This window comes from Armatimonadota bacterium, assembly GCA_017993055.1.
Classification (GTDB): domain Bacteria; phylum Armatimonadota; class UBA5829; order DTJY01; family DTJY01; genus JAGONM01.
The window spans coordinates 19,389-30,135 of sequence record JAGONM010000039.1 but is presented as its reverse complement, the minus strand read 5'-3'; the positions used below and the strand labels follow the sequence as shown (position 1 = coordinate 30,135).

Genomic DNA, 10,747 nt, shown 5'->3' with positions numbered 1-10,747 from the left:
CTGAATCACGATGCCTGCCAGTGGGCGAGGCATAATCTCGACCGCTTCCCGCTGGACAGACGCCCTCTGAGGCGGCGCAGGCTCGATCTCAGGGTCGAAGCGAACGAGGATTGAGGAATGTCAATGGCTGTCTGCATGAGGCGGCGAGACGAAGACACGATCGGCGGGATGCTGGAGACCTGCGGGCATCCGGCGGAATACCTCGGCCTTCTCAGGTGGCGGCTGCCGGTCGGCGGCGGAGTACCGGCTGCCCTCGCGGAGGTACGGGACGACTGGCTTTGCATCGAGGCTGACCCGGAAGGCGTCCGCAGGGCATTCGGCGGGACGCCGCTGCCGGATTTGCTCGCCTTGAACGCCCGGATCGCAGGCGGAGGGAAGCTCGTGCTCCCTCACGACGGATCGGGCGTCGGCCTCCGGGCCGAGATACCCCTGGACGGCGCCGACCTCGAGCGTTGGGTGAGGGCGGGGTGTGGCGGGCTGGCTGAAGTCCTGCGGGCGCGGCCGAACGGAGATGCGCTTCAGGAAGACGATGCCCCGGCGGAGGATTCTTCGGGCCTCGACGAGATCGTCCGGGAGGCCGGCTGGGAATCCGCCCGGCGCCGCGATGGGCTGTCGGCGGCGGTCGGAGAGCCCGGGAGGACGTACCGCGCCCGGATCAGCGGATGCCCGGGCGGAGGGGTTCGCGCGAGTGTTTCTCTGGGCGAGCATGAACCGATGCACCCCGCCTGTCAGGAAGCGATCTCCGCCCTGCTCCTCAGGGCGGGCGGAGTCGTCAGGATGGCTCGGCCGGTGATGAGCCGCTGCCGGGACGGCGAGCGCCTTCGGTTCGGATTCGAGGCGGTTCTGCCCGATGGGGCGGCCCCGGCAGAGATGAACCACGCGCTGTCGTCGCTCTCGGTGGCTTGCGCCCTCTGCGCCCGGGAGGCCGAGGCGCTCACGGATCAAGGTTTGGCCAGGCTCTACCTGGCCGCTCAGGGCCGGTGCTAGCCGCCCCTGAGATTACGCCCCGAGGGCGGAAAGGAGGATCCACTATGGAAGGATCGGGAACGATCGGCCTGCTGCAGCTCAAGGACACGTCCGAGCAGAAGTCGTTCACGCTTCGCGACGTGAGCCGTGAAGCCACGATCGGCGAGTTGATGGAAGGCATGCGCGAGAAGCTCGGCATGCTCCGCAACGATCGTGACGAGCCGTGCCAGGCCTTCCTCGAGCGGGAGGCCCGACACCTGCACTCGTCCGAGACGGTAGGCGACGCTCTCGAGGAGGGCGATACCCTGGTGGTGCAGCGCAGCATCTCGGCGGGTTAGCCCGCCGCGCACGAACGGAATCCGGGAAGGAGACTCCGCCGTGGCATCAAGCGGTTACGAGTACACGATCGCGCTGATAGACGACCGGGGCAGTGTGCTCCGGTGCGGGACCATAGTGCCGGACTGGGACAGGGCTGCGGCATGGACCGGGTTGCAGGCCGTCCGACGCGACGGGCTGAACTTCCTGCCTCCCTGCTCGGACGCCTCCGTCGACCCGATCTGGCACCCGGAGGCCGGCGAACCGTGCATCGGCGGCTTCCGGGTCTCCGTTCCCGGCGCGAACGGGCGTCGCGTATCGTGCGACTTCTCGAACGACTACTGGAGCGCCGCGGCGATGGAACTGGCCGCGCAGGCGCGGGGAGGATCGGCGGGCGGCGCGGACCGCCGGATCCTCTACCTGGTGACCGCGCGGCCCATGGTGGCCGCCTCCGGAGCCTCCGCTTCGCGGGGATTCACCATTGAGGAATCGGCGCAGCGGCTCTCCCTGGCCGAGAGCTCGCTGGAGAACCTGCGGGCCGGTTCCAGACAGTTCGGCCTCATCGAGGCAGACGATATTCCGGTGTTCATGCCGGAGAGAGTGCTCCGGGAAACCGCCCATCTGGCAAGAGCGGCCGGCGGTTCGGAGACGGGCGGTGTGCTTCTCGGGCACCTGCGAAGGGATTCCTCCGTTCCCGAGGCGTTCGTGGAAGTCACCGCCCAGATTCCGGCGAAGCACACCGCCGCCAGCGCGACCAGGGTACTGTTCACCGAACAGACATGGACGGATGCCAGATCGGTTCTGTCCGGGCGCGGACGCGGCGAGTTGATGCTGGGGTGGTGGCACAGCCACCCTTCCCGGGAGTGGTCTGGCGGCGGCAGTGATTGCGGGCGGAGAAGCGGCGACTTCCTGAGCCCGGAGGACCGCCGGATGCATGAGACCGTCTTCCCGGCGGCCTACAGCGTGGCCCTTCTCGTGAGCGACGTTCAAAGGGAATCCGGCGACTGGGCGTCCACCTGGTCGGTCTACGGATGGCGGTACGGAGTGATCGAGTATCGAGGTTTCTATCTGCGGTAGGACGGGCCGCGCGGCAGGGCCGTCCGCCAGCCCTTCTGCCTGAGGAATATGAGGTAACTGAAATGCTGAGAAGACTCGCCCATGTCCCGGGCCTTGACACGCTTTTTGCGACCGGGGAAGGCGCGCCGCCGATCGAAGAGAGACTGGCCCTCATCGGCCGCATCCGGGGACTCTCCCCTGAGGCCGCCGCGGAGCTCGACCAGTTGATGCTCAGCCGTCTGGACGCCCTGAAGACCGGCGCCGAGCAGGCGCGGGCGGACCTGATCGAGGCCCGGACCGCGATCGAGATGCTGGGCGCAACACCGTGGACGCCCGCGGTCTACCTGTACGCGACCAGGGTCGGCGACAGGACGCTCGCCATGACGCTGGCGAACAACACGAGACACCTGGTGGAGTTCGCCGACGGCATCAGGCCCGAGTCCCTCCATGCCGGCGACGAAGTGTTCCTCTCCAACGGGATGAACGCCATCATGGGCAAGTCCGAGGCCGGCGTCGTCGGATGGGGTGAGGTCGCAGTTTTTGACCGCTACACGTCCGACGGGCGCGCCGTGATCAAGGACAGGGACATCGAGATGGTCGTCGAGCTTGCCGACGCGATGAAGGACGTCGGGTTGAAGATCGGCGACCCCGTGCGCTGGGACAGGTCGGCGTGGATGCTGCTCGAGCGGCTCGAAGCGCCCGGGGCCGACAAGCTGCTCCAGTACGAGATTCCGGATATCAGCACGGACATGATCGGCGGCCAGGAAGAATGTGTGGACGAGCTTCTCGACCGGCTCACGCTGACCCTGAAGGCTCCGGGTCTAGCCAAGTCCTACCACATGGAGAAGAGCTATTCGGTCCTGTTGGTCGGGCCGCCGGGGTGCGGCAAGACGACCATGGCCCGCGTCGCCGCCTCCGAGATATCCCGGATAACCGGCAGGAAGTGCCGGCTCGGCATCGTAAATCCCGGCGACTGGGACTCCATGTGGGTCGGGAAGACCGAGGAGAACATCCGCAACTTCTTCAGCACGATTCGCGAGGCCGCCGAGGACGGCTACGTGCTGGTGTTCCTGGACGAAATAGACGCTATAGGGCGAGTTCGGGGCAGCGTCGTCGGCCAGCACTCGGACCGCGCGCTTGGGGCGCTCTTGACTCAGTTGGAGGGCTTCGTGGACCGGGGCAACGTGGCTTTCCTGGCCGCGACGAACCGCAAGGACCTGATGGACCCTGCATTCTTGGACCGTCTTTCGGCGACGGAGATATACGTGCCCCGGCCCGATGCCCGGGGCGCGAGGGCCATCTTCGAGATTCACCTATCCGAGGAGATGCCCTATGCCTCCGACAGCGGCTCGCCCGCGGAGACCCGCCGGGACATAGTGGATGCCGCCGTGGCGAGGCTGTACAGCCCGAACGGCGGAGGCGACTTGGCCGACATCAGGTTCCGTGACGGAAGCGTTCGCCGGGTGACCGCAGGAGAGCTTGTAAGCGGGCGGCTCATCAAGCAGATCTGCGAATCCGCCAAGACGGCTGCGGCGTGTCGCGAGGCGACCGGCGGCCCACGCGGGATGAGGGTCTCGGACATGGACCGCGCGGTGTCTCAGGCGATGGAAAGGCTGGCGACGACCCTGAGCGTCCGAAACGCGCACGCCTACCTGTTCGACCTTCCGCAGGACGTGGACGTCGTGGCCGTGGAGAGAGTCGCCGGAGGGGTGCAGGCGCACCGATACCTGCATATCGCGTGACCCAGTGAGCGAAAGGGGATAGTAATGAGCGAAGACCGGCATTCAGCGGAGCCCGACGCAGGCGTCGAGCGATGCCCGAAGATTTGCGGCGCCGACATGGAGCTGGGGAATTTCATACTCGGCATGGAGCGTGCCAACGGCACTGGTTACGAGGCTTCGAGGGCGCTGTTGCGGGAAGTGCGCGGCGTGAGCGGCCGGGAGTACGGCCAGGATGCTGCGGGCGGTGGTTGGGAGAGCCGGTACGGCACCTGCAGCGCGGCGCCGGGATCGTACTCTCAGGATTGGGGGCGGAAGTTCCTGGCCGGGAACGGCGGCTGCATCTACATAGACCTGAACCACCTGGAGCTCTGCCTCCCCGAGGTGACGGGCGCGAGGGACTGGCTCGCGTGCTGGCACGCGATGCTCCGGATAGCGCGCCGTGCGGCGGTCGAGGTCAATGAGAAGCTCGGCGGCGGGCGGAGCGTCCAGGTGCTGGCGAATAACAGCGACGGCCTGGGGAACGCGTACGGCAGCCACATGAACTTTCTGATCCCCCGACGCACCTGGGACGGCATGTTCAACCGGAAGCTTCACCAGCTCCTCTTCCTGGCCGCGTACCAGGCGTCGAGCATCGTTTTCGCAGGGCAGGGCAAGGTCGGGTTCGAGAACGGGACCGAGCCGGCGGCCTATCAGCTGTCCCAGCGAGCCGACTTCTTCGAGCATCTCACGGGCGTGCAGACGACCTCCCACCGGCCGATCGTGAACAGCCGGGACGAACCCCTGTGCGGCCCGCACGGCAGCGCGGACGGCGCCCTGGCGAGGCTGCACTGCATCTTCTACGACAGCAACATGTGCCATGCCGCCAACTATCTCAAGACGGGCGTCATGCAGATCGTGCTCTCCATGATCGAGGCCGAGGTAACGTACCCGAACCTCGCTCTCGACGACGCAGTCGAGGCGGTGGTGAAGTGGAGCCACGACCCGGGCCTCACGGCGACCGCCAGGACCGCCTCCGGCGATCCGGTCACGGCCGTCGAACTGCAGATGCGGTTCTGCGAGATGGCCGCGCGGTTCGTCGAGAGCGGCGGCTGCGACGGGCTGGTCCCGGAAGCCTCCTCGATACTCGATCTCTGGGGCGACACCCTGGCGAAGCTGAAGGCGAACGACATGGACTCACTGATGCCGCGGCTTGACTGGGTGTTGAAGCTGTCGCTCATCGAGCGCGCGATGGACGAGTATTCGCGGCTCGACTGGGACTCTCCCGAGACGAGGCGACTCGACCTCGCCTACAGCAACCTCGACCCGTTCGAGGGGCTCTACTGGGCCTGCGAGAACGCCGGGCTCGTGGAGAGGCTAGTCACCGACGAAGAGATCGAGAGCTTCACCGAAAACCCGCCCGAAGACACCCGCGCCTACACGCGGGCCATGCTCCTCCGAACTGCCGGCCCCGGGGTGGTGGATCGGGTGGATTGGGACTCAGTCCGGTTCAGGATGAGGACCTCGGGATGGTGGCCGGAATACAGAACCTTGAACATGCCGTCCCCCATCCGATTCACCAAGCGTGAGACCGGCGGGCTGTTCGAGGGAGCCCCGCCGCTCGATGAGATTCTGGATGCCTTGGGGGCCACCGATCCCGACGGCGCCCCTGAGAGGCGCGTAACCTACGTCCGCACCCGCGGCTGATGAAACACGAAAGGAGGATTCGAGACGATGAGAAGCGATGAACGACAGAGGCCCGAGCGAACCCGGCCCGCGCTGGGAGGCGCCGGGGGTGGCGCCGACGTGGCCGAACTCAGGCGAAGCGGCGAGTCGCACGTCGAGGCCGGCCTGGACGCGATCAACCGCGCCCTCTCCGGTAACAGCTTGGCGTTTCTGAACTCGACCAGGCAGCAGGGAGGCGAATGAGATGGCCGGCCGGATGTTCGGCGTCGAGACCGAGTACGCCTTCGCGGCCCTGGACGAGCGGAAGCGATGCCTCCCGCCGGAGGGCTCGGTCGGGTTGCTGTGGCGCGCCGCAGCTTCCGGCCTGCCGCACCTGAAGGGCCACATGGACAGCCGCCTGTATCTGCAGAACGGGGCCTGCATGTACGTGGACTGCGGGCTCCACCCGGAGTACGCTACGCCCGAGTGCACGAACCCCTGGGAAGCGGTGCGCCATGTCTCGGCGGGCGAGCGGATACTCGCGTCGCTCCGTGAACGCATGGTCTCGTCGAGTGCCGAGGTCTCAGAGGCGTTCTTCCTTCGATCCAACGTCTGCTACTCGAGCGGCGCTACGTGGGGATGCCACGAGAGCTACCTGCACCGTGCGGACCCGGACGAGCTTTCCATGCAGATCATACCTCACCTCGTGACGCGCCTGGTGTACACCGGGGCGGGCGGCTTCGACAACACGTCGTCCAGGCTGCGGTTCATCCTGTCGCCCCGTGTGCCCCACATGATGCGGGCCGTCTCGAACGAGTCCACAATGGACCGCGGCATCTTCCACACGAAGAACGAGCCGCTCTGCAGGGGGCACAACCGCCTGCACCTGTTGTGCGGCGAGAGCCTCTGCTCCCAGACCGCCTCATTCCTCAAGATCGGTGCTACTGCGCTCGTCGTCGCCATGATCGAGGGTGGCCTCAGGCCGGGCGACGCGGTGCGGTTCGTGGACCCGCTCGTCGCGATGCAGCGGTTCTCAGGCGATGTCAACTGCCGGGCTGAGGTCAAGGGCCTCTGCGGAGAGCCGCTTACGGCCCTCCGCGTGCAGCGGCACTATCTGGAACTTGCGGAGTCGAACTCCGGAGCGCCGTTCATGCCGGACTGGGCACCCGCGGTCTGCGTGGCATGGCGAAGCATACTGGACCGGCTGGAGTGCGCGCCCGGGTCGGTGGACAGGACGCTCGACTGGGCTATCAAGCACTCGCTCTACAGCAACTTCGCGCGCGAGCGCGGCGTGGACTGGAGCAGGATGGTTGCCCCCGAGGCCGCCCCGGACGTTTCTCGGGAGACTCCCGGCGAGGAGAACGACGATCCCGTCATGAGGCGCGCGCGGTTCTACCGGGCTATCCGCAGAGGACTCGACCAGGCGACCGGGGGCCTGCTCGAGATGGAGGTCCCGGCATGGCTCGCTCCCCAGGCGGCCGGCCGGTGTCCGGCACCCGGCGAACCGGATGCTCCGGCCGGCGGGGGTGATTCCCGCTTCCGCCATGAGATCTGTGAGATTGACGCGCGGTACGGGCAGATAGCCTCGGATGGGGTCTTCGCCTCGATGGACTCGTCCGGCACGCTGAACCATCGGGTGGAGGGCGTCGGCGACCCTGAGACCGCGGTGACTGAGCCGCCCGCGCTCGGCAGGGCGCGCGTGCGGGGCGAGGTGATCAGGCGCGTAGCGGCGGAGGAGGACAGATACCGCTGCTCCTGGGATGTGATCGAGGACACAAAGGGGCGCCGCCTGCTCGACCTTGGTGACCCGTGGATCGCCTGCGAGCGCTGGTCGGACTTGGCGGCGCGGTCCCGGCCTCGGGAGAGCTGAGAGGCGTACTGCAAGGAGTTCCCAATGCCCCAGATCAAGCAGCGTCTTCAAAGGAAACTGGAAGGGTGCGACGTTCGAGTCGAGAGTCCCGACCGCGACACGGTGATACTCTATGGGGTGCCCGTCGGCGGCGTGGGCCTCTTCACCAAGGAGAGGACGAACCTGCTCATATCCCGGAGCGGCCGGGGCGAGCCGTTCCTCGTCTTCGTAGATGAGGACCTGAGATACGTCGGAGACGATGCGCGCGTTGCGAGCGCGTTCTCCAGCGGGCCGCAGTGCGCGGGTTGGCGCGCGCTGTTCGTCGCCAGGAAGCCGACCACGGTGCAGGCCGCGGTGGAAGAAGCGCTGGCCGCACTCGGGTTCGGGGGAGAGCCTCCCGCATTGCCGTCGTCGGCGGAGCCGCCCGAGGTCGGCCGATCCGATGCACCGTCGTCCCGCCGGGGTGTTGACCTCACCGAGCTTGCCCGAGCCGGCTCTGCGGAGGTCACTGTCGCGCGGGAGGAGGAGATCGCCGGCGTGGTGTCCTCGCTCCTCAAGTGGGGACAGGGCCGGATGCCGCTCATCGTCGGGCCTTCGGGCGTCGGCAAGACGAACCTGCTGCACGGCCTCTCCCGGCGGCTTCTCGAGGTCCGCCCGGACTGGCGGGTGACGCGGGTGGAACTGGCCGGGCTCTTCGCGGGGATCATGTTCCCGGCCGAAAAGGACAGCCTGCTGGCCGACGTGCTCAATACTTCCGCAGAACGGCCCGGCACGGTGCTGGCCCTGGAGCATCTCGAGCTTGCGGCCTGCGATTCGCCCGGCGGATGCCTGCTCCTCTCGGAGGCGCTCGATGCCGGGCTCGGGATCGTCACGACGGTGATTCCTGCGCACCTTGCGCTGGTGGCGGGCGGTCAGGTCGGGCGGCGCGCACAGGTCTTCGAGCTGTCGGAGCCCGGTTCGGACGACACGTTCGCCGTTCTGTCGGCGCTCTGCGGGCGCATCGGCGCGCACCACGGGGTCGAGATCGAGGACTCCGTCATGCGTCTCTGCGCCGCCCGCTCCGCTCAACTCCCCGGGTGTCTGCCGGCGAAGGCGATTGACCTGCTTGATTCGGCCTGCGCGAGGGCGGCTCTCTGCGGGGCGTCGGTCATCGGCCCGGACGACGTATACTCCGCAGCCGACCGGCTCGCCTCGCCTTTCTGGCGCGCTTAGAGCCCGTCGGGGTCCCGTCGTGCAGGAGGAGATAGGAAATGCGTACAACAGCGATCTCATGCTCATTGGCGGCGGTGCTCCTGCTTGCGGGATGCGGCGGTGGCTCGGACCCCATTGTGTCCGGCGGTCCGATGCTCGAGTTCACCAGCGTCCCCGCGGTCGGGTCGTACGCCATGCTGACCGGCCGGGCGTTGAACGTGAAGCCGCGGGACCACCGGGTCGCGGTCTTCATCTACGCCGGCGGGTGGTGGAACAAGCCCTACTGGAACTCACCGCTGACCGCTATCAATGGTGACGGCACGTGGTCGTGCGACATCACTACCGGTGGCTCGGACGCGTATGCCGCGCGCATAGCGGCGTTCATAGTTCCGGCCGGCTACGCGCCGCCGACTCTCTCCGGCCAGGCCGAGATCCCGAGCGAGCTGCGCGAGATCTCCGTGGCAAGCCTCGAGGTCGTCCGCTCCGGCTCCGAGGTGGCCAGGGTCATCCGGTTCTCAGGGTACGACTGGACGGTGAAAAGGAGCGTCACGCCGGTCGGTCCGCCGGACGCGGGGAACTTCTTCTCCGATTCCGCCGAGAATGTCTGGCTCGACTCCGCGGGGCGGCTCCACCTCAAGATCACTCGGCGTGACGGCAGGTGGCAGTGCGCGGAGGTCGTTTGCGAGCGGAGCTTCGGCTATGGGACTTACACCTTTACCCTGGCAAGCGAGCCGACGAGCCTGGGCGAGAACGTGGTTCTGGGCCTGTTCACCTGGTCCGATTCGCCCGATTACGCGCACCGGGAGCTCGACGTCGAGTTCTCGCGCTGGGGCGACTTGCACGCTGCAAACTCCCAGTACGTCGTCCAGCCCTGGACCGAGCCGGGCAACCGCTACCGGTTCAACATCGCGGCCACAGGAAGCCCGTCGGCGCACGGTATCGACTGGCGTGCGGACCGGATCGAGTTCGTGAGCCGCGCGGGCGGGGGTGACCTCCAGCAGTGGACGTACGCCGGGCCCGACATCCCGGCTCCGGGCGGCGAGACCCCCCGGATAAACCTGTGGCTGGTGAACGGCCATCTGTCCGGGTCGGTCGGCGTCGGGTCCGCGGAGGCGGTGGTGGAGAGTTTCGAGTTCGAGTGAGAACGGCTTCCGCTATGCCGGTCGAGCCTGGGGCCGCTTTCTCCAAGTGAGGAGGGATTTCAGATGGGACGCACGGTGTTCTGGATAGGGTTGGCGGTGCTGGCGGGTATGTTGGCCGGTTGCGGAGGAGGAGGCGAAGACGGCAGATGGATCGTCACGCAGACCGCGGACGAACTGAGGATCGCGTACGGTTCGGGTTCCGACTTCCCGCAGTACGCCGCCCTGCACTTGGACAGCAGTTACTTTCGGATGAACTACGGACCCGAATCCGGCTGGGGCACCTCCGTCATCCTGATGCCCTGCCTGTGGGAGGGCGGCTCGTACCAACAGGGCGCGCCGGTCGCGTGCACCTGGACCACGGCCGGGGACGACCTCATCATCTCCGTCAGCGGGACGATCTCGACGCTCGAGATCGAGGGAGAGGTGCGACTCCGGCCGCCGTCGGGCGGCTCCCTGCAGGCGCGCGTGCAGATGAGATCGGCCGGGAGCGTGCAACTCGACGACAGGCCCGGGGAGGCGTTCAAGCCGGTCATGCTCTCCTCGATGCGAATCTCGGACGACATGTGGGATGCGTCATCCGTATACGCGGGTTCTCAGAGCTTCGCGCTTCCCGGCAGCGGGTGGATCCTCGCACCGCCCGTAGCAGCGGCAACGTTCGGCGTCAAAGGTGGGACCTCAACTTGGAAGACCAACGCCCCCACCGTCGAGGTGCGCCTGGAAGGGAGCATGCCGGTGACGGGCTGGGTCGAGCCCAGCGCGGACCCGAACGGCGACAATGTGGGGTTCTGGGCCGCATCCGACGCTCCGCTGGCTAGCTGGGGATACACCATAGTCTCCGAGCCGGCCGAATAGGACAGGTTCCGGGC

10 protein-coding genes are annotated in these 10,747 nt (G+C 67.3%); all 10 read left to right on the top strand.

Going from position 1 to position 10,747, the window contains the following annotated elements:
* The first annotated feature begins 123 nt into the window (after nt 1-123).
* The 10 genes from KBC96_13050 (at nt 124) to KBC96_13005 (ending at nt 10,733) form a co-directional block, all read left to right on the top strand.
* A complete protein-coding gene (locus KBC96_13050; protein MBP6965321.1) occupies nt 124-987 on the top strand; it encodes a hypothetical protein in 864 nt (287 codons plus the stop codon).
* A gap of 44 nt (nt 988-1,031) precedes the next feature.
* A complete protein-coding gene (locus KBC96_13045) occupies nt 1,032-1,304 on the top strand; it encodes a hypothetical protein (GenBank protein ID MBP6965320.1) in 273 nt (90 codons plus the stop codon).
* Between the two features lie 40 nt (nt 1,305-1,344).
* Nucleotides 1,345-2,358, top strand: a complete 1,014-nt coding sequence (locus KBC96_13040) for a Mov34/MPN/PAD-1 family protein (protein ID MBP6965319.1) — start codon at nt 1,345-1,347, stop codon at nt 2,356-2,358.
* 62 nt (nt 2,359-2,420) lie between these two features.
* Nucleotides 2,421-4,079: an AAA family ATPase gene (locus KBC96_13035; protein ID MBP6965318.1), complete on the top strand. Its 1,659-nt coding sequence runs from the start codon at nt 2,421-2,423 to the stop codon at nt 4,077-4,079.
* Nucleotides 4,080-4,103: 24 nt separating this feature from the next.
* On the top strand, nt 4,104-5,741 hold the full coding sequence (locus KBC96_13030) for a proteasome accessory factor PafA2 family protein (GenBank protein MBP6965317.1): 1,638 nt from the start codon (nt 4,104-4,106) through the stop codon (nt 5,739-5,741).
* A gap of 27 nt (nt 5,742-5,768) precedes the next feature.
* Nucleotides 5,769-5,963 carry a hypothetical protein gene (locus KBC96_13025; GenBank protein MBP6965316.1) on the top strand — a complete coding sequence of 65 codons (195 nt, stop codon included), beginning with the start codon at nt 5,769-5,771 and terminating at the stop codon, nt 5,961-5,963.
* A gap of 1 nt (nt 5,964) precedes the next feature.
* Nucleotides 5,965-7,569, top strand: coding sequence for a proteasome accessory factor PafA2 family protein (locus KBC96_13020; protein MBP6965315.1), 1,605 nt, complete (start codon nt 5,965-5,967; stop codon nt 7,567-7,569).
* 24 nt (nt 7,570-7,593) lie between these two features.
* Nucleotides 7,594-8,760, top strand: a complete 1,167-nt coding sequence (locus KBC96_13015; protein MBP6965314.1) for an ATP-dependent Clp protease ATP-binding subunit — start codon at nt 7,594-7,596, stop codon at nt 8,758-8,760.
* 38 nt (nt 8,761-8,798) lie between these two features.
* Nucleotides 8,799-9,881, top strand: coding sequence for a hypothetical protein (locus KBC96_13010; protein MBP6965313.1), 1,083 nt, complete (start codon nt 8,799-8,801; stop codon nt 9,879-9,881).
* A gap of 63 nt (nt 9,882-9,944) precedes the next feature.
* The gene (locus tag KBC96_13005; GenBank protein MBP6965312.1) at nt 9,945-10,733 is read left to right on the top strand and encodes a hypothetical protein; all 789 of its coding nucleotides are present in this window, start codon (nt 9,945-9,947) and stop codon (nt 10,731-10,733) included.
* The last annotated feature ends 14 nt before the right edge of the window (nt 10,734-10,747 follow it).

What these genes read in the sequence shown, in the direction of transcription:
- KBC96_13050 (MBP6965321.1), top strand. Translation starts at nt 124, where the DNA reads ATGGCTGTCTGCATGAGGCGGCGAGACGAAGACACGATCGGCGGGATG.
- KBC96_13045 (MBP6965320.1), top strand. Translation starts at nt 1,032, where the DNA reads ATGGAAGGATCGGGAACGATCGGCCTGCTGCAGCTCAAGGACACGTCC.
- KBC96_13035 (MBP6965318.1), top strand. Translation starts at nt 2,421, where the DNA reads ATGCTGAGAAGACTCGCCCATGTCCCGGGCCTTGACACGCTTTTTGCG.
- KBC96_13030 (MBP6965317.1), top strand. Translation starts at nt 4,104, where the DNA reads ATGAGCGAAGACCGGCATTCAGCGGAGCCCGACGCAGGCGTCGAGCGA.
- KBC96_13025 (MBP6965316.1), top strand. Translation starts at nt 5,769, where the DNA reads ATGAGAAGCGATGAACGACAGAGGCCCGAGCGAACCCGGCCCGCGCTG.
- KBC96_13020 (MBP6965315.1), top strand. Translation starts at nt 5,965, where the DNA reads ATGGCCGGCCGGATGTTCGGCGTCGAGACCGAGTACGCCTTCGCGGCC.
- KBC96_13015 (MBP6965314.1), top strand. Translation starts at nt 7,594, where the DNA reads ATGCCCCAGATCAAGCAGCGTCTTCAAAGGAAACTGGAAGGGTGCGAC.
- KBC96_13010 (MBP6965313.1), top strand. Translation starts at nt 8,799, where the DNA reads ATGCGTACAACAGCGATCTCATGCTCATTGGCGGCGGTGCTCCTGCTT.
- KBC96_13005 (MBP6965312.1), top strand. Translation starts at nt 9,945, where the DNA reads ATGGGACGCACGGTGTTCTGGATAGGGTTGGCGGTGCTGGCGGGTATG.